The sequence below is a fragment of the Lelliottia sp. 489 genome (genome assembly GCF_050435885.1).
In the GTDB taxonomy this organism is placed as follows: domain Bacteria; phylum Pseudomonadota; class Gammaproteobacteria; order Enterobacterales; family Enterobacteriaceae; genus Enterobacter; species Enterobacter nimipressuralis.
In genome coordinates this window covers 311235-334365 of record NZ_JBNDLC010000001.1, presented here as the reverse complement: position 1 = coordinate 334365, position 23131 = coordinate 311235, and the positions used below count along the sequence as shown (strand labels likewise).

The 23131-nt window shown below is 54.6% G+C and carries 25 protein-coding genes; 14 read left to right on the top strand and 11 right to left on the bottom strand.

Annotated features, from left to right (window positions below):
* Positions 1 to 71: 71 nt before the first annotated feature.
* Together dtpA and gstA are read left to right on the top strand one after the other, a co-directional pair.
* Entirely contained in the window at positions 72 to 1580 is a 1509-nt protein-coding gene (gene dtpA, locus ABIE11_RS01735; RefSeq protein WP_100780388.1) for a dipeptide/tripeptide permease DtpA, read from the top strand.
* Positions 1581 to 1689: 109 nt separating this feature from the next.
* On the top strand, positions 1690 to 2295 hold the full coding sequence (gene gstA / locus ABIE11_RS01730) for a glutathione transferase GstA (RefSeq protein ID WP_100780389.1): 606 nt from the start codon (positions 1690 to 1692) through the stop codon (positions 2293 to 2295).
* A 55-nt stretch (positions 2296 to 2350) separates the two neighbouring features.
* Here the strand turns inward: gstA and pdxY are convergent, their stop codons facing one another.
* From pdxY to anmK, 5 genes are all read right to left on the bottom strand, one after another.
* On the bottom strand, positions 2351 to 3211 hold the full coding sequence (gene pdxY / locus ABIE11_RS01725; RefSeq protein WP_100780390.1) for a pyridoxal kinase PdxY: 861 nt from the start codon (positions 3209 to 3211) through the stop codon (positions 2351 to 2353).
* Positions 3212 to 3276: 65 nt separating this feature from the next.
* Positions 3277 to 4551: a tyrosine--tRNA ligase gene (gene tyrS / locus ABIE11_RS01720; RefSeq protein WP_429183706.1), complete on the bottom strand. Its 1275-nt coding sequence runs from the start codon at positions 4549 to 4551 to the stop codon at positions 3277 to 3279.
* 125 nt (positions 4552 to 4676) lie between these two features.
* Positions 4677 to 5333, bottom strand: a complete 657-nt coding sequence (pdxH, locus tag ABIE11_RS01715; RefSeq protein WP_100780392.1) for a pyridoxamine 5'-phosphate oxidase — start codon at positions 5331 to 5333, stop codon at positions 4677 to 4679.
* Positions 5334 to 5390: 57 nt separating this feature from the next.
* A complete protein-coding gene (gene mliC / locus ABIE11_RS01710) occupies positions 5391 to 5714 on the bottom strand; it encodes a C-type lysozyme inhibitor (protein WP_100780393.1) in 324 nt (107 codons plus the stop codon).
* Positions 5715 to 5809: 95 nt separating this feature from the next.
* Positions 5810 to 6934: an anhydro-N-acetylmuramic acid kinase gene (gene anmK, locus ABIE11_RS01705; RefSeq protein ID WP_429183704.1), complete on the bottom strand. Its 1125-nt coding sequence runs from the start codon at positions 6932 to 6934 to the stop codon at positions 5810 to 5812.
* Positions 6935 to 7189: 255 nt separating this feature from the next.
* Between anmK and slyB the strand changes: the two genes are divergently transcribed.
* Together slyB and ABIE11_RS01695 are read left to right on the top strand one after the other, a co-directional pair.
* Entirely contained in the window at positions 7190 to 7657 is a 468-nt protein-coding gene (slyB, locus tag ABIE11_RS01700) for an outer membrane lipoprotein SlyB (RefSeq protein WP_100780395.1), read from the top strand.
* A 203-nt stretch (positions 7658 to 7860) separates the two neighbouring features.
* Entirely contained in the window at positions 7861 to 9222 is a 1362-nt protein-coding gene (locus ABIE11_RS01695) for a sensor domain-containing diguanylate cyclase (protein WP_429183702.1), read from the top strand.
* A gap of 36 nt (positions 9223 to 9258) precedes the next feature.
* Here the strand turns inward: ABIE11_RS01695 and slyA are convergent, their stop codons facing one another.
* A complete protein-coding gene (slyA, locus tag ABIE11_RS01690) occupies positions 9259 to 9699 on the bottom strand; it encodes a transcriptional regulator SlyA (RefSeq protein ID WP_100780397.1) in 441 nt (146 codons plus the stop codon).
* Between the two features lie 176 nt (positions 9700 to 9875).
* Between slyA and ABIE11_RS01685 the strand changes: the two genes are divergently transcribed.
* The 3 genes from ABIE11_RS01685 to ABIE11_RS01675 are packed head-to-tail and all read left to right on the top strand — an operon-like array spanning position 9876 to position 13008.
* Complete coding sequence (locus ABIE11_RS01685) at positions 9876 to 10112, top strand: DUF1656 domain-containing protein (RefSeq protein WP_100780398.1); 237 nt, start codon at positions 9876 to 9878, stop codon at positions 10110 to 10112.
* A 2-nt stretch (positions 10113 to 10114) separates the two neighbouring features.
* Positions 10115 to 10975, top strand: a complete 861-nt coding sequence (locus ABIE11_RS01680) for an efflux RND transporter periplasmic adaptor subunit (RefSeq protein ID WP_100780399.1) — start codon at positions 10115 to 10117, stop codon at positions 10973 to 10975.
* Entirely contained in the window at positions 10975 to 13008 is a 2034-nt protein-coding gene (locus tag ABIE11_RS01675) for an FUSC family protein (RefSeq protein ID WP_429183699.1), read from the top strand. Before ABIE11_RS01680 ends, ABIE11_RS01675 begins: the two co-directional genes overlap by 1 nt.
* Here the strand turns inward: ABIE11_RS01675 and sodC are convergent.
* The 3 genes from sodC to ABIE11_RS01660 all read right to left on the bottom strand — a co-directional run bounded on the left by sodC (position 12987) and on the right by ABIE11_RS01660 (position 14770).
* Entirely contained in the window at positions 12987 to 13505 is a 519-nt protein-coding gene (gene sodC / locus ABIE11_RS01670) for a superoxide dismutase [Cu-Zn] SodC (protein WP_100780401.1), read from the bottom strand. The two genes, ABIE11_RS01675 and sodC, sit on opposite strands and share 22 nt — an antisense overlap.
* A gap of 80 nt (positions 13506 to 13585) precedes the next feature.
* Positions 13586 to 14482: an aldo/keto reductase gene (locus ABIE11_RS01665; RefSeq protein ID WP_429183697.1), complete on the bottom strand. Its 897-nt coding sequence runs from the start codon at positions 14480 to 14482 to the stop codon at positions 13586 to 13588.
* A 48-nt stretch (positions 14483 to 14530) separates the two neighbouring features.
* On the bottom strand, positions 14531 to 14770 hold the full coding sequence (locus ABIE11_RS01660) for a DUF1289 domain-containing protein (protein WP_100780403.1): 240 nt from the start codon (positions 14768 to 14770) through the stop codon (positions 14531 to 14533).
* 148 nt (positions 14771 to 14918) lie between these two features.
* Here ABIE11_RS01660 and eptA point away from each other — a divergent pair, with 148 nt between their 5' ends.
* The 5 genes from eptA (at position 14919) to rnt (ending at position 19590) form a co-directional block, all read left to right on the top strand.
* On the top strand, positions 14919 to 16547 hold the full coding sequence (eptA, locus tag ABIE11_RS01655; RefSeq protein ID WP_100780893.1) for a phosphoethanolamine transferase EptA: 1629 nt from the start codon (positions 14919 to 14921) through the stop codon (positions 16545 to 16547).
* Positions 16548 to 16586: 39 nt separating this feature from the next.
* Positions 16587 to 17186, top strand: a complete 600-nt coding sequence (locus tag ABIE11_RS01650) for a TetR/AcrR family transcriptional regulator (RefSeq protein ID WP_429183695.1) — start codon at positions 16587 to 16589, stop codon at positions 17184 to 17186.
* A 53-nt stretch (positions 17187 to 17239) separates the two neighbouring features.
* A complete protein-coding gene (locus tag ABIE11_RS01645) occupies positions 17240 to 18337 on the top strand; it encodes an alkene reductase (RefSeq protein WP_429183693.1) in 1098 nt (365 codons plus the stop codon).
* A 99-nt stretch (positions 18338 to 18436) separates the two neighbouring features.
* A complete protein-coding gene (gene gloA, locus ABIE11_RS01640) occupies positions 18437 to 18844 on the top strand; it encodes a lactoylglutathione lyase (protein ID WP_012017189.1) in 408 nt (135 codons plus the stop codon).
* 95 nt (positions 18845 to 18939) lie between these two features.
* Entirely contained in the window at positions 18940 to 19590 is a 651-nt protein-coding gene (gene rnt, locus ABIE11_RS01635; RefSeq protein ID WP_100780407.1) for a ribonuclease T, read from the top strand.
* Between the two features lie 45 nt (positions 19591 to 19635).
* Here rnt and grxD read toward each other — a convergent pair whose 3' ends face one another.
* A complete protein-coding gene (gene grxD, locus ABIE11_RS01630; RefSeq protein ID WP_095281803.1) occupies positions 19636 to 19983 on the bottom strand; it encodes a monothiol glutaredoxin 4 in 348 nt (115 codons plus the stop codon).
* Positions 19984 to 20323: 340 nt separating this feature from the next.
* On the opposite strand from grxD, the gene ABIE11_RS01625 reads away from it, so the two are divergent.
* Positions 20324 to 21106 carry a C40 family peptidase gene (locus tag ABIE11_RS01625; protein WP_371975023.1) on the top strand — a complete coding sequence of 261 codons (783 nt, stop codon included), beginning with the start codon at positions 20324 to 20326 and terminating at the stop codon, positions 21104 to 21106.
* A 122-nt stretch (positions 21107 to 21228) separates the two neighbouring features.
* Positions 21229 to 21810 carry a superoxide dismutase [Fe] gene (gene sodB, locus ABIE11_RS01620; protein WP_100780409.1) on the top strand — a complete coding sequence of 194 codons (582 nt, stop codon included), beginning with the start codon at positions 21229 to 21231 and terminating at the stop codon, positions 21808 to 21810.
* Between the two features lie 38 nt (positions 21811 to 21848).
* Here the strand turns inward: sodB and ABIE11_RS01615 are convergent, their stop codons facing one another.
* Positions 21849 to 23015: an MFS transporter gene (locus ABIE11_RS01615; protein WP_100780410.1), complete on the bottom strand. Its 1167-nt coding sequence runs from the start codon at positions 23013 to 23015 to the stop codon at positions 21849 to 21851.
* Positions 23016 to 23131: the final 116 nt, after the last annotated feature.

The following is a 23131-nucleotide window of genomic DNA, read 5'->3' as shown; positions in this document are numbered from 1 at the left end:
AGGCGAATGGACTCCGGTCAATTACGCTATGAACACCCCCGTTAATATGGGATGTAAAAAAAGAGGTATATGTGTCTACTGCAAACAATAAACCAACAGAAGAGAGCGTAAGTTTAAACGCTTTCAAACAGCCTAAAGCGTTCTATCTCATCTTCTCTATCGAGTTATGGGAGCGTTTTGGCTTTTACGGCCTGCAAGGGATTATGGCTGTTTACCTGGTTAAACAACTGGGTATGTCCGAAGCGGATTCCATCACGCTGTTCTCCTCTTTCAGTGCACTGGTTTACGGCCTGGTCGCCGTCGGCGGCTGGTTAGGCGATAAAGTTCTTGGCACAAAACGCGTGATCATGCTCGGCGCCATCGTTCTGGCTGTCGGCTATGCGCTGGTTGCGTGGTCCGGTCACGATGCTGCGGTTGTCTACATGGGTATGGCGACAATTGCTGTCGGTAACGGGCTGTTCAAAGCGAACCCGTCCTCCCTGCTTTCTACCTGCTACAGCAAAGATGACCCGCGTCTCGACGGTGCATTCACCATGTACTACATGTCGGTGAACATCGGTTCCTTCTTCTCTATGCTGGCAACACCGTGGCTGGCAGCGAAGTTCGGCTGGAGCGTAGCGTTCTCACTCTCCGTTGTCGGTATGCTGATCACCGTGGTTAACTTTGCCTTCTGCAAACGCTGGGTCAAAGACTACGGTTCTAAACCTGACTTCGAACCGGTTCACATGGGCAAACTGCTGGCGACTATCGTGGGCGTCGTGATCCTCGCCACCATCGCCACCTGGCTGCTGCACAACCAGGGCGTTGCTCGCGCGGTACTGGGCGTGGTTGCTCTGGGTATTATCTGCATCTTCGCGAAAGAAGCGTTCGCCATGCAGGGCGCTGCGCGTCGTAAGATGATTGTGGCCTTCATTCTGATGCTGCAGGCGATTGTCTTCTTCGTGCTGTACAGCCAGATGCCAACCTCCCTGAACTTCTTCGCCATTCGTAACGTTGAGCACGCCATTCTGGGTATCGCGTTCGAACCTGAGCAGTTCCAGGCACTGAACCCGTTCTGGATCATGATTGGTAGCCCGATTCTGGCCGCTATCTACAACAAGATGGGCGACCGTCTGCCGATGCCGCACAAATTTGCCATCGGTATGGTGCTGTGCTCTGGCGCATTCCTGGTACTGCCGCTGGGCACCAAGTTCGCGACCGACGCGGGTATCGTGTCTGTTAACTGGCTGATTCTGAGCTACGCGCTGCAGTCTATCGGTGAGCTGATGATCTCGGGTCTGGGTCTGGCAATGGTTGCACAGCTGGTTCCACAGCGTCTGATGGGCTTCATCATGGGTAGCTGGTTCCTGACTACTGCGGGTGCCGCTATCATCGCAGGTAAAATTGCAAACCTGATGGCCGTTCCGGAAAATGTCACCGACCCTCTGGTCTCCCTGGAAGTGTACGGACGCGTATTCATGCAGATCGGTATCGCCACCGCAATTATCGCCGTGCTGATGCTGCTGACTGCGCCTAAACTGAATCGTATGACCCAGGACGACGACAAAACCGCTAAAGCGACGGATACCGCTACCGCGTAATTGTCATCGGGAAACGACTGAAGAGAAGCCGCTAACTGTGCGTTAGCGGCTTTTTTTTTATTCTGCCGCGCATTACCATGACCCTAATCTCAGCAAAAAGGAGTTACCGATGAAACTGTTCTACAAACCAGGCGCATGCTCTCTTGCTTCACACATCACCCTGCGCGAGAGCGGCAAGGATTTCACGCTCGATAGCGTCGACCTGATGAAAAAGCGTCTGGAGAATGGCGAGGATTATTTCGCGATTAACCCGAAAGGACAGGTTCCGGCTCTGGCGCTGGACGACGGCACGTTGCTCACCGAAGGCGTCGCCATTATGCAGTTCCTGGCCGATTCAGTACCCGATCGCCATCTGCTGGCACCGACGGGCAGCATTTCCCGCTATAAAACCCTCGAGTGGCTGAACTACATCGCGACTGAGCTGCACAAAGGCTTCACGCCGCTGTTCCGTCCGGATACGCCTGAAGAGTACAAACCGACCGTTCGTGCCCTGCTGGAGAAAAAACTGCAGTACGTTAACGACGCTCTTAAAGACGATCAGTGGATTTGCGGCCAGCGCTTCACCATTGCTGACGCTTATCTGTTTACGGTTCTGCGCTGGGCGCGGGCAGTGAAGCTGAATATGGAAGGATTAAGCCATATTGCGTCGTATATGGAACGCATGGCGGCACGTCCGGGCGTGGCGGCGGCGCTGAAAGCGGAAGGGTTGAACTAAGATATCTCTGCATTGCCATTGCCCGGCGGCGCTGCGCGCTTGCCGGGCACTGTTTTTAAAGCTGCGTCGCGCTAAAGTAGTGCTCTGGCTTCGCAATACGCTCCTGCGCCGCCACGACCTGCAACTCATACTCATCCATCTGTTTCGTCGCGATCATGATTTCATAGACCGCTGCGGTCACATGCTCCAGCGCGTCGCGCAGGGATGCGCCCTGCAACAGTTTCACCAGCAGTAAACCACTCGTCACATCACCCACGCCCACCGGCTGGCGAGCGCCAAAGTCCACCAGCGGACGGCTGATATGCCAGGCGTCATCTTTCGTCACCAGCAGCATTTCAAAGCGGTCCGGGCTAAACCCCGCGCGCGCCAGATGTTTTACCAGCACAATCTCCGGTCCCTGAGCTATCAGCTCACGTGACGCTGTCACGGCTTCTTCTACGCTGTTCACCGGATGCTCGCAGAGAATTTCCAGTTCGATGAGATTTGGCGCGATGATATCGCTTGCCGGCATCGCATGACGCACATGAAACTCCGCCACACCCGGCGCCACGATGCACCCTTTTTCCGGATGGCCCATCACCGGATCGCAGAAAAATTTGGCTGACGGGTTTGCCGCTTTAACCTGACGTACGATACCCAGGATATGTTCGCCCTGCTCCGCCGATCCCAGATATCCGCTTAAAACGGCGTCACAGCGCTTTAGCTGATCGATATCCGCGATACCCTGCACAATCTCCGTCAAATGCGATGCAGGCAGCACGCAGCCTGTCCATTTACCGTATTGTGTGTGATTGGAGAACTGAACGGTGTTGAGCGGCCAGACGTTGGCCCCAAGGCGACGCATCGGGAACTCTGCGGCGCTATTGCCGGCATGGCCAAAAACAACGTGGGACTGAATGGCGAGGATGTTATTCATTTTTCTTATCACAACCCTGAAAAAATAAAGGGGCGTGGTTTCCCACGCCCCTCAAACACTTGTGATTACTTCCAGCAAACCAGACAGTAATTCTTCTTACCGCGACGCAGCAGGGTGTATCGCCCGTACAGACGATCGCTTTCTACGAAGGTGTATTCCGGATCGGCCTGCTTCTCACCGTTGATGGTGATGGCATTGGAGGCGATGGTCTTACGCGCCTGACCACGGGACGGCTGCAGCTCGGAATCGACCAGCGCCTGCATCAGATCGGCGCCCTTTTCCATCTCAACCATTGGCACGCCATCCTGCGCCAGCTGCTCGAAATCTTCCACACTCAGATCGCTCAGGGTGCCGTTGAACAGACTGGCAGTAATGCGTTTCGCCGCCGCCAGACCGTCTTCACCGTGAACCAGGCTGGTGACCTGATCGGCCAGCACATACTGTGCGCGAGGCGCTTTACCGCTGTTCTTGTCTTCTTCTTCCAGAGCATTGATCTCTTCAATGTCCATGAAAGTGAAGAACTTCAGGAAGCGATAAACGTCCGCATCGGCGGTGTTGATCCAGAACTGGTAGAATTTATACGGGCTGGTTTTCTTCGGATCCAGCCAGACTGCGCCGCCTTCGGTTTTACCGAACTTGGTGCCATCAGCTTTAGTGATAAGCGGAACGGTCAGACCGAATACCTGGTTCTGATGCAGACGACGCGTCAGGTCGATACCGGACGTGATGTTGCCCCACTGGTCGGAGCCACCAATCTGCAGCGCCACGCCGTGCAGTTTGTTCAGACAGGCGAAGTCATAACCCTGCAGCAGGTTGTAGGAGAACTCGGTAAAGGAGATGCCCTGATCGTCACGGTTCAGACGCTGCTTCACCGCTTCTTTGTTGATCATCTGATTAACGGAGAAGTGCTTGCCGATATCACGCAGGAAGGTCAGCACGTTCATGTTGCCAAACCAGTCGTAGTTGTTGGCAGCAATCGCAGAGTTTTCACCGCAATCGAAGTCGAGGAATGGCGCAACCTGCTTGCGAATTTTGTCCACCCACTCCTGCACGGTATCTTCCGTATTCAGTTTACGCTCGGCGGCTTTAAAGCTTGGGTCACCAATCAGACCGGTTGCACCACCCACCAGCGCCACAGGCTTGTGGCCCATCTGCTGGAAGCGTTTCAGGCATAACAATGGAACAAGATGCCCCAAGTGCAAGCTGTCAGCGGTGGGATCGAAGCCGCAATAGAGCGCGATCGGGCCTTGCGCCAGTCGCTCTGCTAACGCTACTTCGTCCGTCACCTGGGCCACCAGGCCCCGCTCTTGCAATTGTTTAATCAAGTTACTGCTTGCCATCAAATTCTCCATGTATAAACGACTGCACCTCTGTCGGTACACGACTTTTCGCCTAGCGCGAAAGAGACATAGAATAAAGCGCCAGCCCATCCAGCGCTAGCGCTTAAAACAACAAATTTCGAGGATTACGGGGCCAGTCGGTCGATTTTCCACGCGTCGTTGTCGCGCTGGTATAAAAAGCGGTCATGCAGACGATGTTCGCCCCCCTGCCAGAACTCCATCTGCTCAATGGGAACGCGAAAACCGCCCCAGAAACTTGGCAGAGGCACTTCGCCCTGCTGGAATTTTTGTTTTAGCTCGAGGAATTTGCTCTCCAGCACGCCGCGTGCCGAAATGCGGCTCGATTGTTTCGAAACCCAGGCGCCAATCTGGCTGTCGCGAGGACGGCTGTGGAAATACTTCAGCACTTCGAGCGTTGAGAGGCGTTCGACTTTCCCTGTCACCATCACCTGACGCTCCAGCATGTGCCACGGGAACAGCAGGCTGATGCGCGGATTGTTTTCCAGATGGTGAGCTTTACGGCTGCCGAGGTTGGTATAAAACACCAGCCCTTTTTCGTCGTAATGTTTCAGCAGAACGATACGCTGGTAAGGCTGGCCATTCTCATCGACGGTGGCGACGACCATCGCGGTCGGATCGGCCAGTTTGGCCTCACAGGCCTGTTTCAGCCAGCGCTCAAAAAGTACGAGGGGTTCAGCGGGAAGATCCTGGCGACGCAGGCCGCCTTTGGTGTACTCACGGCGCAGATGCGCAATTTGCTGCAATTCATCGTTATCTGACATGGCGTTAGCTGAAATTAGAATTGGGTGGCGCTATTGTGCGCCGCCCCTGTAAAAATCTCAACGCTTCGGATTTTGCAGCACACAGTTGTTGAGCACTACGCGGTCGCGTTTGTAGACGGTGGCATCGTCACCTTTGGACCAGAATACGTAGATCCCGTCCGTGTAGCGCGCACCGGAGGCGGACATGCCCTGTTTCAGGTTCAGCATTTTATTGTCATAGATGAAACTGGCTTCCTGACGCGGATTATTGAGCTTCACGGTCAGTGGTTTTTCATCACAGCGATACTCGAGGGTGTCGGTATTGAGGCGATCGACAACCTGGTTGTAGTAGCTACAGCCCGCGAGTAAGAGAGGGGCAAACGTAAGAAGAAGTTTTTTCATGAGCCTGTTCCGAAGACTATCCTGGTCATGGAGGGTGAAGTCACCCTCCTGTATTCCTTTCGATTTTAACGGCAACGGGCAGGGCTGGAATTCAGTTAACTCTGATTATGCCGTGGATTGGCCGGAAAAATCGCCCCCAGTACGCTGGCTTCGCGCGCACCGGTAACGGAAGGCAGATTCCCCGGCAGACCGGCGACCGTGCGCCAGGCAAGCCAGGCGAAGGCCAGGGCTTCCATATCGTCGCCGCTGATGCCTGCCGCATCGGTAGTGGTCACCTCGGTGCCCGGTAACAGCCCGGCGAGGCGCGCCATCACCAGCGGATTTCGGCTGCCACCGCCGCACACCAGCAGTCGCTCGCAGCCGCCGCTCAGCAAAACTTGCTCCGAAATCGAGATTGCCGTCAGCTCCACCAGCGTCGCCTGCACATCCTGCGGGGCCAGCGCCGGGAACTGCGCCAGCTGGCGCTCAAGCCAGCCGTAATTGAAATATTCGCGCCCCGTACTTTTTGGCGCAGGCGCGGCGAAATAGGGATCGCTCAGCATCGTTTGCAGCAGTGGAATAATGACTTTTCCCTCGCACGCCCACTGCGCGTCTTTGTCGTACGCTTTGCCACGCTTACGCCAGATCCAGGCGTCCATCAGCATATTGCCAGGCCCGGTATCGTAACCGCGCACCGGTCGCCCAGGAATGAGCATCGACAAATTGGCGATGCCGCCAATGTTCAGCACCATGCGACGTTCATCCGGGTGCGCCAGCAGCGCCTGGTGAAACGCAGGAACCAGCGGCGCGCCCTGCCCGCCAAGGGCGATATCGCGACGGCGGAAATCTCCCACGACCGTCACACCGGTTTTGGCGACGATCTGATTATTGTCGCCAATTTGCATCGAATGCGGCGCGTCGCCAAGCGGTTCGTGCCACACGGTTTGCCCATGACAGCCAATCGCCACGATGTCCTTTGGCTGAAGATTTTCCTGTTGCATGAGAGCCAGCACCGCATCGGCAAACAGCGATCCCAGCTGCACATCGAGCCGCCCCAGTTGCGAAAGGGTCAGCTGCTGTCCCTGGCAAATGCTCAGAATCGCTTCTTTCAGTTCAACGGGAATCGGCCAGCTCAGGCTTGCCTGCTGCGCCACCATGTTTTCATCAATTGCAGCAAGGACAACATCGACTCCGTCAAGACTGGTGCCTGACATGACACCGATATAACGACCCGATTTCATGCGCTTTCCTTAGGTTATCTGGGCTTGGGGTCACCACTCCACCATAAATGAAGGGGTATTTCTATGACCGGCTAATATTTTTTAACAATGTCCGATCTCAAGCACCCCGCCTCTTCCGTTTATGTCTCGTTAAGTCAAATTCAAGTACAATTTTCCTATTGTTAGTGCAAAGATATGATCTATGGCTCTCAATGCCATATAATTTAGCCATAACGGATGCTCAGTTTGAGCGTTGTTGGTGAACAGGAGATTCAAATGATTTTACGTGTACTGGGCGTTTCACTGATTGGTTTAACACTGGCTGGCTGCGTGAATAACGATTCCCTTTCGGGTGACGTTTACACCGCCTCCGAAGCCAAACAAGTTCAGAACGTCACTTACGGTACTGTTGTTAACGTTCGCCCGGTTCAGATCCAGGGTGGCGATGACAACAACGTGATTGGCGCGATTGGTGGTGCTGTGCTGGGTGGCTTCCTGGGTAACACCGTCGGTGGTGGCACCGGACGTTCTCTGGCGACTGCCGCAGGTGCTGTTGCGGGTGGCGTAGCGGGTCAGGGTGTTCAGGGTTCAATGAACAAAACCCAGGGCGTTGAGCTGGAAATCCGTAAAGATGACGGCAACACCATCATGGTTGTGCAGAAACAGGGTAAAACCCAGTTTGCTAGCGGCCAACGTGTGGTCCTGGCAAGCAACGGTAGCCAGGTGACTGTATCCCCACGCTAATTCCATAATGGATGTGGCCTCAGGGTCACATCCATTACTCTTGAAAACATTCCGATTAATTAATCCGCTAAAACACATTCACCGCGTGAATTAATTACTTCCCCTTCTCTTGTTCCCGCGCAAAGTATTTTATCTCTTATTACATTATCCTCCGCGCTCATCTTAATTTCTTAATAAAGTATTATCTGTCAGTTAACAACCGTATGATCGTGATAAACCGATATCTGGGAAACCGCTACGTTTCCTTCTTGCTTGCCTGTCTGGTCTCTTATGGGATATTACATACTCTTTATTTAAAAACAGAGAGTATTGTTCCAACCCTTTCGCCATTAATTTTTCCTACGCTGACGATATTTCTTTTAGTCTTTCATCTGTTTATTGCCTTTTTTATGCTGATGAAATACTGGTGCGATAAAAACCGGATTTTCCTGCTCGCCATCGCCTTTGCCTTCACGGGCTCCGCGGTGCTGATGCTGGGGACGCTGAGCAGCTTCCCGGCGTGGCTCACCTCGTTCGGCCTGCATCGCATTAATTATAACGACGCGATGATTTTCTTCATGTTCCGCAACGTGATGATGGCCTTTCTGATCACATGCGCGGCGGTACTTTATACCCTGCGCCATCATGTATTACCGCGCCGTGTACATGTAATAATTTTTATCTGTTTATTTCTGTTTACCGTTTCAATGATTACTCTGGCGTGGATATATTCGAGCCACAGCACATTACTTTCGATAGATCTGGTCAGTAATGACACCCGGCAGATGACAATATTATGGAATCAAGTGATTAATCTCATTCTGATTATTTTCTGGATTGTCACATTAATCACCATGCTGGTCATCACGCGTCTGCGTAATGAATTTTGGGTCAGCGGCAGCTTTTTGTGTGTCTGCTATATGATTACGCTTGTCACCCTGTTTGCCAGTGATTATGTGGGGGGATTTGCCTGGTACAGCTCGCGTCTGTTTGAAACGACCGCTACGTTGCTGATTATTTTTACTCTGCTGCACGATGTCTTCAGTCTCTACCGCGATTCCCATCTGAAATATCAGCAGTCTTATCAGAACTCGATTCGCGATGCCCTGACGCGTCTCTACAACCGCAGCTACTTCTACGAATCCTTGAACCATTTGCTCAGAACCACCAGCGCCAGTAAACCCATGTCGGTGATTGTCAGCGATCTCGATCGCTTCAAGCGCATCAACGACACCTACGGTCACCTGCAAGGCGACAAAGTACTGCAGTTTGTTTCCAATCTGCTGATGGATTCGGTCCGTCCTCAGGATATTGCCGCGCGCATTGGCGGCGAAGAGTTTGTCTTGCTGCTGGCGAATACCTCGTCAGAGGCGGCACGCCAGGTGGCCGAGCGGATCCGTATCCTGCTGAGCAGTTTCGATCGTGAAACCACCCACGGACAGCTTCCGGAGCCAATCACTATTAGCATGGGCGTGTATACCGCGACGTCATCTGCGGTTACAGCTGAAGAGTGCGTCGAGCGTGCGGATAAGGCGATGTATGAGGCTAAAGAGACGGGGCGCAACCGGGTGGTGGTGTACCGTTAAAAAGAAAGCCTTGCGATGCAAGGCTTTGTCATGACGTCAGTCGCGGGTTTGCAGCTCATTGATGTTTTGCTCAAGGCGAGCAATCATATCAATCAGCTGTTCCAGCTCGGCCGGTGAAATCCCTGAAAGGATCTCCCCCCGCGTTTTGCTGATCACCGCTTCCATCTCAGTGATGATAGGCGCTGCCTTTTCCGTCAGTTTAATGCGTTTAGCACGGCGATCGCTGGCGCAGGTTTGCCGGGAAATCAGCCCCTTCTCCTCCAGCTGATCGAGCGTACGCACCAGGGATGGCTGCTCAATGCCAATCGCTTTGGCCAGTTGAATTTGTGACTGATCGGGCGGCAACTGATGAATGTTATGCAGCGTGACCCAATGCGTCTGTGTCAATTCCAGAGGTTTCAGGCGATGGTCAATCAGAGCACGCCAGATGCGTACCAACCTTGCCAGATCAGAACCTAATGGCGATTCCAATTTCATCTCCTTATAATTAGCTTGCTAAGTTATTATACTGATTTTAGAATAGTGTGCAGCATTTATATTGGCAAAACAAATGCAATACTGCATTCATCAATTCCGAACGGATCATTTACACTTAATGAAGACACTTCATTGTGTTAACACTGCTCCCTCACCACTGCAAAGGATCTCTGCTCGTGAAGTTCTCTACTAGCTCCGCGGGGTTACCCCTTCAGGACCTGATTGTCGGTGCGTCTGTCTATTTTCCCCCGATTTTCAAAGCCGTTATGCTGGGCTTTCTGATCTGGCTTGTGGCTCACCGGCTGCTTCGCGACTGGATGTACTCCGGCGAAATCTGGCACCCCATGCTGATGGATCTTTCGCTGTTTACCCTTTCCGTCTGTCTCGCTCTGGCTCTGTTGATTGCGTGGTGAATATGTCGCTGAAAACCCTTAAATATTTCTCCAGCCTGTTGGTTCTGGCTTTGGCACTGGTCGCGGGCTGGTGGCTATGGAATTTTTACATGCAGTCGCCGTGGACGCGCGATGGCAAAGTCCGCGCCGAGCAGGTCAGCATTACGCCGCAGGTCTCCGGGAGCATTACGTCTTTGCTGGTTAAGGATAACCAGCGGGTGAAAGCGGGAGACGTGCTCTTTCGCATCGATGAGACACCGTTCCATATTGCAGTACTGAACGCCCAGGCGCAGCTGGCAAAAGCGCAGTCCGATCTGGCGAAAGCCAACAATGAAGCCAATCGCCGCCGCCACCTGCCGCAAAACTTTATCTCTGCTGAAGATCTTGATACCGCGAACATCAACGTCAAAGCCATGAAGGCCAGCGTTGAGGTGGCAGAAGCCACGCTGAAACAAGCCCAGTGGCAACTCACGCAAACGGTCGTTAAAGCACCCGTTGACGGATGGGTAACCAATCTTTCCACTCGCGAGGGGAACTACGCCACTCAGGGGCAGCCGGTCTTTGCGCTGGTCGACAGCCACTCGTTCTACGTTGTCGGCTATTTCGAGGAGACAAAGCTTCGTCATATTCAGGAAGGCGCACCGGCGCAGATCACGCTTTATAGCGGCTCCACCCGGTTACAGGGTCACGTCTCCAGCATTGGCCGCGCCATTTACGATCAAAGTGTCGAGACTGACTCCGGCCTTGTGCCCGACATCAAACCTAACGTGCCGTGGGTGCGCCTCGCCCAGCGCGTTCCGGTCCGCGTAGAGTTCGACAAACTCCCGGCAGACATCACGCTGGTCTCCGGCACAACCTGCACCGTCTCGATCGGAACGCGCTGATGGACCTCTCTGCTTTCTCCTGGCGCAAAATGCCGTGGTTCAAAGCAACCCCTGCGCAGTGGCGATATGCCCTGCGCAACGGCATCGCCATGTGTCTGGCCCTTTCGGTGGCTTATTATCTGAATCTGGATGAGCCTTACTGGGCGATGACCTCAGCGGCGGTGGTCAGTTTTCCTACCGTAGGAGGGGTGATCAGTAAAAGCCTCGGGCGCGTCGCGGGCAGCCTGCTGGGAGCCACGGCGGCGCTGATTATCGCCGGGCACACGCTCAACGATCCCTGGCTCTTTTTGCTGAGCATGGCCGGCTGGCTGGGCTTGTGTACCTGGGCCTGCGCCCATTTTACCAACAACGTGGCCTACGCGTTCCAGCTCGCCGGTTATACGGCGGCGATTATCGCCTTTCCGGTAGTCAATATTCTGGATACCACCGAGCTGTGGGATATCGCTCAGGCACGCGTGTGCGAAGTGATCATCGGTATCCTCTGCGGCGGCGTGATGATGATGATTCTGCCCAGCACATCGGATGGAACGACGCTTATAACCGCCCTGAAAACCATGCATGCTCGCCTGCTTGAGCACGCAAGTTTGCTCTGGCAGCCTGACTCCAGCGACGCGATCCGCCTTGCCCACGAGAAAGTCATCGGGCAGATCCTGACGATGAACCTGCTGCGTATTCAGGCGTTCTGGAGCCATTACCGCTTTCGTCGCCAGAACACGTTGCTGAACTATCTTCTTCACCAGCAATTGAGGATGACCAGCGCCCTCTCCGGCCTGCGCAGGATGTTACTCAACTGGCCAAATCCGCCGGAAAACACGCGGGAAGTGATCGACCGTCTGCTGGCGGCGCTCGCTAACCCACAAACCGATATCCTTACGGTGGCGCGAATTGTTGCCCCTCTCGCCCCGACGGATGAGTTTGACTACCGCCATCGCGCCTTCTGGCAGCGACTGCTCTATTTCTGTCGTTTATATCTGCGCAGCAGCCGCTGGATAAGAGCCGTTGAGGAAGCCACGCCAATAACCGAATTCGCGGTGCCCGGCAGCCCGGCGCTGACCCGTCATACGGATAATATCGAAGCGCTCTGGAGCGGATTTCGCACCTTTTGCGCCCTGATGCTGGTGGGCGCCTGGAGCATTATCACGCAGTGGGAATCCGGCTCGGCGGCGTTGACTCTGGCGGCAATCAGCTGCGTGCTTTACTCCGTGGCAGCTTCCCCCTTCAACTCCCTCACGCTGCTGTTGCGCACGCTGGTGCTGCTCTCGCTGTTCAGTTTCGCAGTGAAATTCGGGCTGATGGTGCAGGTCACCGATCTGTGGCAGTTCCTGCTGTTCCTGTTTCCGCTGCTCACGACCATGCAGTTGCTGAAATTGCAGATGCCAAAACTCGCCGGATTGTGGGGGCAGTTGATCGTCTTTATGGGTTCGTTTATCTCAGTCACCAATCCACCGGTGTACGATTTTGCCGACTTTCTGAATGATAATCTGGCGAAAATCCTCGGTGTTGGTCTGGCCTGGCTGGCGTTTGCGGTCCTGCGTCCTGGCTCCGATGCGCGCAAAAGCCGACGCCACATTCGCGAGTTGCGCGCGGGATTTGTCGATCAGCTCAGTCGCAAACCTCATCTGAGTGAAAATGAGTACGAGTCGCTGGTTTATCATCACGTCAGCCAGCTGAACAACAGTCAGGACGAATTATCCCGCCGCTGGCTGCTGCGCTGGGGCGTAGTGCTGCTGAACTGCTCGCATGTGGTGTGGCAGTTGCGAGCGTGGGAAACGCGCTCAGATCCGCTGTCGCAGGTGCGCGACATCTGTATCTCTCTGCTGAGAGATGTCATGAGCAAACGGGGTGTGCAGCAACGTCCGCTGGCGGTCACGCTTGCCGAGCTGCAGCGCATCAGTGAGACGCTCGCACGCCACCCCCTTCCGGCCGCGCGCGATTTAGCGTCTCTTGTCTGGCGTTTACACTGTTCTCTGTCGCAGCTGGAACAGGCCCCGCCGCCAGGGACAATCAGCGATCAGATCACGCCGCAGGCGTAGCGTGCGCCGCCACCGCCCAGCGGTTTAGGCTGATCGGACATGTTATCGCCGCCGACGTGGATCATCAGCGCCTTGCCTTTGATGTCATCAAGTTTTTTCAGACGCGGTGCCACAACGGGGTCGGTGGCTATTCCGTCGTTGTTCACCACCAGCACAGGCAGATCGCCCTCGTGGCCTAGCCCTTCCGGACCTTCGTGTTTGCCCGTCTGATGAGGGTCAAAATGGCCGCCAGCGGCTTCTGCCGCAGAGGCTTTACCCTCTTTCAGTGCAGGCTGACAGCTGCCTTTAGCGTGAACGTGAAAACCATGTTCACCAGGAGGAAGTGCTTTGAGATCGGGCGCAAATTTCAGCCCTTTGTCGGTTTCGGAAATCGTCACCGTCCCGATGGACTGGCCGATCCCTTGTGAGGTAACGAGATTCATGTCAACGGTTTCGCTGGCTGCCTGCGCACCTGCGCACACAACCAGCGTCACGACTGCCAGAGCAAAACGCTTCATATGACCTCCTCGGGTTTAATTTGCCCCTAAAGTTTAGACCAGGGGCAACATTTTCACCGGAAAGTCAGGCTAATGCGCAGTTAAGGTACGTCGTAGCCCAGCGCGGCCTTGCGGATGCGGAACCACTGCTGACGCGTCATCTGCAGCTCTTCTGCCGCAATCGCCGAGCGCACACGCTCGATTTTGCCGGAGCCAATAATCGGCAGCGGTTGCGACGGCAGGCGCAGGATCCACGCATAAACGACTTGCTCAATGCTCTCGGCGTTCAGCTCGCGGGCCACGGTTTCCAGCTCATCACGCAGCGGCTGGAAGGCCTCGTCGTTGAACAGACGTCCACCGCCAAGGCAGGACCAGGCCATCGGACGAATGCGCAGCTGTTGCAGCTGATCGAGAGTTCCGTCGAGCAGCAGCGGCTGGTGAACCGGGGAGATTTCCACCTGGTTGGTCGCGAGCGTAAACGGCAGACGGGACTGGAGCAGCGCGAACTGCGCCGGTGTGAAGTTCGACACGCCGAAGTGGCGCACTTTCCCGCTCTGATGCAGCGACAGGAACGCCTGCGCCACTTCGTCCGCATCCATCAGGGGATCGGGACGATGAATCAGCAGCAAATCCAGATGGTCGGTGGCCAGATTGACCAGCGACTGCTCGGCGCTTTTGATGATGTGATCGCTGTCGGTGATGTAATGCCCCAGGGCATTTTCGGCGCGCGCGGTGGTGGCAATACCGCATTTGGTGACAATCTCCATGCGCTCACGCAGGTGTGGCGCAAGTTTCATGGCCTCACCGAACGCCGCTTCGCACAGATAGCCGCCGTAGATATCGGCGTGATCGACAGTGGTAATCCCGAGGTCGAGATGTTCCTCAATGAAACTGACCAGCTGGCGCGGGGACATATTCCAGTCCATCAGACGCCAGTAACCCATGACAAAACGCGAAAACTCTGGGCCCTGCGGGGCAAGGGCAATACGCTGAACCATAACAATTTCCTCAAGGAAGTGATGTCATGAGTATACGCATATCCGCCGCTAAAAAAGTGAAGGCTGCTGAGGTTCTTCCGTATCGGTCGGTTTGTTTGCGCGTAATTTGCGCAATAGACGCTGTCGGCACAGGCGTATGACATCCTGTTTTTCCGCGTCGCTCATCTTTTGCCAGTTAAAACGCTCGTCGCGGCTGCGCATACAGCCGCGGCAAAAACCGCGTTCATCCGACTGACAAATTCCCCGGCACGGGCTCTGGATGGGGAAAAACTCCAGTTGCTCTGCCACACACACCTCCCGAAATCACTTAACACCTTCAGTGAAGACGCTAAACGCCGTGCCTGCAAGGGCTTTAACACAGAAATGTGTCATTAAGGTTTCTCTAATCTTCGCTCCCTATACTCGCCTCATCAATATAACAAATGGTTTCTTAATGATGTGGTCCGCGAAAAAGTTACAGTGTAACGATATTAAATTTACCCTCGGTTGCGCCCTGTTCTTTACTCTCCTCAATGCCCTGTTTATTCAGCGCAGCTGGCAGATTATAGCCCCGTCGCATCTGCACGATTTCCTGTTTGCGGCGTCCGTCCCGCTGGTTCTGTTTTGTGGCTGGGTGATTATTTTCAGCCTGCTTAATATCCCCTTTATCCGTAAACCGCTGATGATTCTGTTGACCCTGGGCTGTGCCGGGGCCACGTACTTTATGTTCACCTATGGCGCTGTCATCGATCAGAACATGATGGTGAATATTTTCGAGACCAACTCGCAGGAAGCCACCGCGCTGGTCACACCGCAAATGCTGCTGTGGATCGCGGCGATCGGGTTGATTCCCTCCATTGCACTGCTGTTTATTCGTATTCGTTCCGGGAAATGGTGGTACACGCTGCTTACGCGCGTCGCGGCCATTCTGGGTGCCCTGATGGTGATTATTCTGGTGGCCTCGGTCTTCTATAAGGATTACGCCTCGCTATTTCGCAATAACAAAAGCATCGTCAAAATGGTGACGCCTGCTAACTACGTCAGCGCCATTGCCAAATACAGCAAAAACCGCTGGTTTGCAGGCGATCAAACGCTGGTACGCATCGGCCAGGACGCCCAGAAAGGGCCAGTCATTCTGGCGCAGAAGAAAAAAACGGTGCTGGTGCTGGTGATTGGCGAAGCCTCTCGCGCGGAAAATTACTCTCTCAACGGTTACGGGCGCGACACCAACCCGCAGCTCAAAAAAGAGAACATGATTAACTTCCCACAGGCGTCATCGTGCGGAACAGAAACGGCGGTTTCAGTGCCGTGCATGTTCTCCGGTATGCCGCGCAAAAAATATGATGCCGATCTGGCGCGTCATCAGGAAGGTTTACTGGATGTGCTGGCGCATGCAGGCATTAATCTGCTCTGGCGTGAAAACGACGGCGGCTGTAAGGGCGCCTGCGATCGCATTCCGCACACGGATATGACCCAGTGGAAACTGGATCAGTTCTGCAAAGACAAATCCTGTATCGATGACGTCAACCTGCACCGTCTGGACAACGTGCTCGACGGCCTGAAGCAGGACTCGGTTCTGGTGATCCACCTGATGGGTAGCCACGGCCCGGCCTATTACCAGCGCTATCCAAAAGCGTATCGCCAGTTTACTCCGACCTGCGACACCAACCAGATTCAGGACTGCGATCACCAGGCGCTGATGAATACCTACGACAACACCATCCTCTATACGGATAGCGTGGTCAGTAAAACCATTGATGCACTGAAAGCGCGTCAGACGACGATGAACACCGCGCTGATTTATCTCTCCGATCACGGCGAATCGCTCGGCGAAAACGGGCTGTATCTGCACGGCACGCCGTACATGCTGGCGCCGACACAGCAGACGCATATTCCGTTTATGTTCTGGCTCTCGCCGGATTATGTGAACAACTACAGTATCAACGAGCCGTGCTTACGCGATCGGGCGGCAAAAACAGAGGTGTCTCAGGATAATTTGTTCTCGACTGTGCTTGGGATGATGAATGTAAAATCAGCGGTTTATCATCCGCAGATGGATCTCATCAGCACCTGTCGAAAATCGTGATACTTGCATTAGACCGATTGGTCTATTACAGTGAGCGCCATGAGCAAAAATACTGAACACGATACACGCGAACATCTTCTGGCCACCGGCGAGCGTCTCTGTATGCACCGCGGGTTTACCGGAATGGGGCTGAGCGAGTTGTTAAAAACCGCTGAGGTGCCAAAGGGTTCGTTTTATCACTACTTCCGCTCCAAAGAAGCGTTTGGCGTGGCGATGCTGGAGCGGCACTATGCCAGTTACCACCAGCGTCTCGCCGTCCATTTTGCCAGCGGCGAAGGGTGCTACCGTGATCGTGTGCTCAACTACTATCAGGAAACGCTGAACCAGTTCTGTCAGCAGGGCATTATCAGCGGTTGCCTGACCGTTAAATTGTCTGCCGAAGTGTGCGATCTGTCAGAAGATATGCGCACCGCGATGGACAAAGGGGCCAGCGGCGTTATCGCCCTGCTGGCTCAGGCGCTGGAAAAAGGTCGCGCTGAAAAAACGCTAAACTTTAGCGGCGATCCTTTAACGCAGGCCCAGGTGTTGTACGCGCTGTGGTTAGGCGCAAATTTGCAGGCCAAAATTTCCCGCAGCGCCGTGCCGCTTGAAAGCGCGCTGGCGCATGTGAAGAACAGTATTACGACGCCTGGCGTTTAACAGGCGTTTTTATTTATTCATCTACTAGTCGACCGGTCTACTCAGGAGTCATGATGTCAACTGAAAAATTATTTACCCCACTGAAAATCGGTGCGGTTACCGCACCTAATCGCGTATTAATGGCCCCTCTCACCCGTCTGCGCAGCATCGAGCCGGGCGATATCCCAACGCCGCTGATGGGTGAATACTATCGCCAGCGCGCCAGCTCCGGCCTGATCATTTCCGAAGCGACCCAGATCTCCGCTCAGGCGAAAGGTTATGCGGGCGCACCGGGCCTGCACAGCCCAGAGCAGATCGCAGCATGGAAAAAAATCACCGCAGGTGTTCATGCCGATGATGGTCGCATCGCGGTCCAGCTGTGGCATACGGGCCGTATCTCCCACAACAGCATCCAGCCTGGCGGCCAGGCACCGGTTTCCGCGTCTGCCCTGAACGCCGGAACCCGCACCTCGCTGCGTGATGAAAACGGCCATGCCATTCGCGTGGATACCTCTACCCCACGCGCGCTGGAACTCGATGAGATCCCAGGCATCGTCAATGATTTCCGTCAGGCGGTGGCGAATGCACGTGAAGCCGGTTTCGACCTGGTCGAGCTGCACTCTGCGCATGGTTACCTGCTGCACCAGTTCCTCTCCCCGTCTTCTAACCAGCGTACCGATCAGTACGGCGGCAGCGTGGAAAACCGCGCCCGTCTGGTGCTGGAAGTGGTGGATGCGGTGTGCCAGGAGTGGAGCCCGGACCGTATCGGTATCCGCGTTTCGCCAATTGGATCATTCCAGAACGTGGACAACGGCCCGAACGAAGAAGCCGACGCGCTGTATCTGATCGAAGAGCTGGCGAAACGCGGCATCGCTTATCTGCACATGTCCGAGCCGGACTGGGCGGGCGGTCAGCCGTACTCTGATGCATTCCGTGAGAAAGTGCGTGCGCGCTTCCAGGGCGTCATCATCGGTGCGGGTGCGTACACCCCAGAGAAAGCGGAAGATCTGATCGGCAAAGGTTTGATTGACGCCGTGGCCTTTGGTCGCGATTACATCGCCAACCCGGACCTGGTGGCACGTCTGCAGCGTAAAGCCGCGCTGAACCCACAGCGTCCAGAAAGCTTCTATGGCGGCGGCGCTGAAGGCTATACCGACTACCCTTCCTTGTAATTCCTCGGTTGTTCATTGATAGCGGCGATGATTCGCCGCTATACTAAAACATCGTTTCTGTTCAAAAAGATAAGCCATTGAGTTGGTCAAGAGGAAAATATGCGCCTACTTCATACCATGCTGCGCGTTGGCAACCTGCAACGTTCTATCGATTTCTACACTAACGTACTGGGCATGCAGCTGCTGCGCACCAGCGAAAACCCGGAATATAAATATTCCCTGGCGTTCGTCGGTTACGGCCCGGAAAGCGACGAAGCGGTTATCGAGCTGACCTACAACTGGGATGTCGATAGCTACGAGCTGGGCACCGCTTACGGCCACATCGCGCTGGAAGTGGATAACGCGGCAGAAGCGTGCGAGCGCATTCGCAGCAACGGCGGCAACGTGACGCGCGAAGCGGGTCCGGTCAAAGGCGGCACCACCGTGATTGCCTTCGTGGAAGATCCTGACGGTTACAAAATCGAACTGATTGAAGCCAAAGACGCGGGTCGCGGTCTGGGCAATTGATCCCTCCGGGCGCGTTCTGCGCCCGTTGTTTTACTGCATCGCCTCGCAAAATTTGTCATAATACGCACTGCTTTTTTCCCTTGTAAGAGACCCTGATGTCCGATAACGCTCAACTTACCGGTCTGTGCGACCGTTTTCGTGGTTTTTATCCTGTTGTGATTGACGTAGAAACAGCCGGATTTAACGCTAAAACCGATGCGCTGCTTGAGATTGCAGCCATTACGCTGAAAATGGATGAACAGGGCTGGCTTACACCGGACACCACGCTGCATTTCCATGTTGAACCTTTCGAAGGTGCGAACCTGCAGCCAGAAGCGCTGGCCTTTAACGGCATTGATCCTACGAACCCACTGCGTGGCGCGGTGAGTGAATATGACGCCCTGCACGCCATTTTTAAAATGGTGCGCAAAGGCATGAAGGACAGCAACTGCAATCGCGCGATCATGGTGGCGCACAATGCCACGTTCGATCACAGCTTTATGATGGCTGCCGCCGAGCGCGCGTCGCTCAAGCGTAACCCGTTCCATCCGTTCGTGACCTTCGATACCGCCGCGCTGAGCGGGCTGGCACTGGGCCAGACCGTGCTCTCCAAAGCCTGTATTACTGCGGGCATCGATTTCGACGGTACTCAGGCCCACTCGGCGCTGTACGACACAGAACGCACATCAGAACTGTTCTGTGAGATTGTAAACCGCTGGAAGCGTCTGGGCGGCTGGCCGCTGCCGATGGGCGACAGCGAGGAATAAAAAAGCGACCGAAAGGTCGCTTTTTTTTGCCTGATGCAAAAGAACTTATTCTGCGTCTGGCTCTTCGGTTTTGTACTTGGCAGCGGTTTCTTTGATCAGCTGCTGCAGTTCGCCACGCTGATACATTTCGATCAGAATGTCGCAACCGCCGACCAGCTCACCATCAACCCACAGCTGCGGGAAGGTTGGCCAGTTAGCGTATTTCGGCAGCTCAGCGCGGATGTCCGGATTCTGCAGAATATCAACGTAAGCAAAACGCTCGCCACAGGCAGACAGCGCCTGCACGGCTTGTGCAGAGAAACCGCAGTTTGGCAGCTTCGGTGAACCTTTCATGTACAGCAGAATGGGGTTTTCAGCGATCTGGCGCTGGATTTTTTCAATAGTCGTGCTCATGTCTTGCTTCCTTTAACTTCTGTTACGGCGATCGTCTGACATTGTAGCGGGTCAGAGAGACATCGGAAAATAACATTTTCGTCACCTGCTTATATCTTAACGGTTGTCGGCTAAAGTTGCATTCCAAAGATAGCTTACCCCCTCACCCGGTGTGGTTTTGTTCAGGGAGTGAACAACGCGGCAACAATCTGACTTTTTTTTTTGCACTCGCTAACGAAACAGACTTTTAGACCGATAAATGCTATTAACTTCTCGCAGATTTTTAGATTAGAATCGACGGGCTTTGTAAATCATACGTGGGTACTATTGATGACCCACATCTAATTCAGGGGAATGCTCAGTGGCGCGGATAACAAAAATCTCGATCACGCTCTGTGCTTTACTGTTTACATCACTCGTTTTCACGCCAGCGGCTAACGCCTCGGAGCAGGCGCGGCACTCTGCCGTGCAGAAGTCACATCTGGCGAAAACCACAGAACGTAAGAAAAAAACACCTACCAGCACCCGTAAAAGCGAAAAGAAAAAAACCACTACCGCACGAAAGCAGTCCACCTCCAGTAAGGCCCTCACCAGTAAAACCCGCAGCAAACCCACCCGCACTGCCGTAAAAGTTGCAAAAGTGGCTCCGGAAAAATGCACCGTCCGGAAAGGCCACAAAACGAACTGCGTGAAAGTGGGCAAAACTGCGAAGCTCTCTGAGGTGCATAAAGTGCGCGTGCAGAAAGCGCAGAAAACCGCGATGAACAAGCTGATGGGGCAGATTGGCAAACCCTATCATTGGGGCGGCACCTCCCCGCGCACCGGTTTCGACTGCAGCGGTCTGGTCTATTACGCCTATAAAGATCTGGTGAAGTTCCGCATCCCGCGTACGGCGAATGAGATGTATCACCTGCGCGATGCAGCAGCCGTGAATCGCGGTGAGCTGGAGAGCGGAGATCTGGTCTTCTTCCGCACGCAAGGCCGCGGCACCGCCGATCACGTTGGCGTTTACGTTGGCAACGGCAAGTTTATCCAGTCGCCTCGCAGCGGCCAGGATATCCAAATCACCTCCCTGAGCGAAGATTACTGGGTTCGCCATTACGTTGGCGCCCGCCGCGTAATGACCCCGAAAACCATTCGCTAATCCCTGCCCTGCCGCACCGTCGGCAGGGTAAGTTCCTCTTTTGCATACCCTTTCAATTTGCTACTCTATCCTTGCACTCAATAGGGTTATTGCAGTGCAACACTATAATAAGGAGAGAAGCAATGTCGTTCGAATTACCTGCATTACCGTATGCAAAAGACGCCCTGGCTCCGCACATTTCGGCGGAAACCCTGGAGTACCACTACGGCAAACACCATCAGACCTATGTCACTAACCTGAACAATCTGGTTAAGGGCACTGCGTTTGAAGGTAAAACACTTGAAGAGATTGTGCGCAGTTCTGACGGTGGTGTGTTCAACAACGCCGCTCAGGTCTGGAACCACACGTTCTACTGGCACTGCCTGGCACCGAACGCCGGTGGCGAACCAACCGGTGAACTGGCGGCTGCCATTAACGCCGCATTCGGCAGCTTTGCAGATTTCAAAGCGAAGTTTACTGACGCAGCAATTAAGAACTTCGGCTCTGGCTGGACGTGGCTGGTCAAAGAGGCCGACGGTAAACTGGCTATCGTCTCAACATCAAACGCGGGAACCCCACTGACCACCAGCGCGAAACCGCTGATGACCGTTGATGTGTGGGAACACGCGTATTATATCGACTACCGTAACGCTCGCCCGAACTACCTTGAGCACTTCTGGGCGCTGGTGAACTGGGAATTTGTGGCGAAGAACTTCGCGGCATAAATGAGACGCAGAAGGGGCAGCCCTTCTGCGTTTTTTGATTACTCTGTGACGCGAACAGGTTCCGGCTGTTTACGGCCCGATGTCAGGACCAGCAGCAGACCGAGCGCCGCAATAATCGCCCCCATCACCGGTACAAAAGCGTATCCCAGCCCGCCTGAAATCACCGCCCCACCGGCTGCCGCACCCAGCGCATTCCCGAGATTAAACGCCCCGATATTCACGGAAGAGGAGAGGCCCGGCGCTTCGTGCGCCACACGCATGACGCGCATCTGCAATGGCGGAACCACGGCAAAGGTTGCAGCGCCCCACACCACCATCGCAATGGCCGCCCCAAACTCGTTGCGCGCAAGCCAGGGAATCGCGAGCATAATCACAATCAGCAGCGTTAAGAAGCCTTTCAGCGTCCCGGTGACCGAGCGATCCGCCAGTTTACCGCCGAGATAGTTGCCCAGTGAGAAACCGACGCCAATCAGCACCAGCATCGCCGTCACGAACAACGGTGTGGCGTGAGTAATATCGTGCAGAACCGGTGAAATGTAGGTGTAGAGCGTAAACATCGCGCCCGCCCCAAGCACCGTGGTTAACAGAGCGGAGAGCACCTGTGGACGAACCAGCACCGACAGCTCTTTACGCACGTCCGGGCGCTCGCCCGCCTCGCCTTTCGGAAGGGAGAAGAACAGTGCAATCATCGCCACTACGCCCAGCCCTGCGGTTGCCATAAACGACATCCGCCAGCCTATGACTTCACCTAGCCAGGTCGCCGCCGGTACACCGCCAATATTGGCGATGGTTAGCCCCATAAACATGGTTGCCACCGCGCTGGCCTGCTTGTGTTTTGGCACCACGCTCGCCGCCACCACTGAGCCTAAGCCAAAGAACGCGCCGTGGTTCAGGCTGGTCAGAATGCGTGACAGCAGCAGCGTGGTGTAATCCGGTGACAGCGCAGAGAGCACATTACCGAGGGTAAAAATCGCCATCAGGAAGATCAGCGCATTGCGACGGGCACGATGCGACAACAGCAGCGTCATGAGCGGCGCGCCAATCATCACGCCAATGGCGTAGGCGCTGATCAGCATGCCTGCGGCCGGAATAGAGACATCTACCCCTTTTGCGATAACCGGCAACAGCCCCATCGGCGAAAACTCGGTGGTGCCGATGCCAAAAGCGCCAATCGCCAGGGCCAGCAGGGGAAAATTGATTTTCATTGATTAACTCCGGATGCCGTGTCGTCGCGCGACACAGGACTAAGATGTCAAAAGCATGACATCAAACACAAAAAATGAGAAGTTAACAAATTAGCAAAAGATTTTTGCCGTGCGGG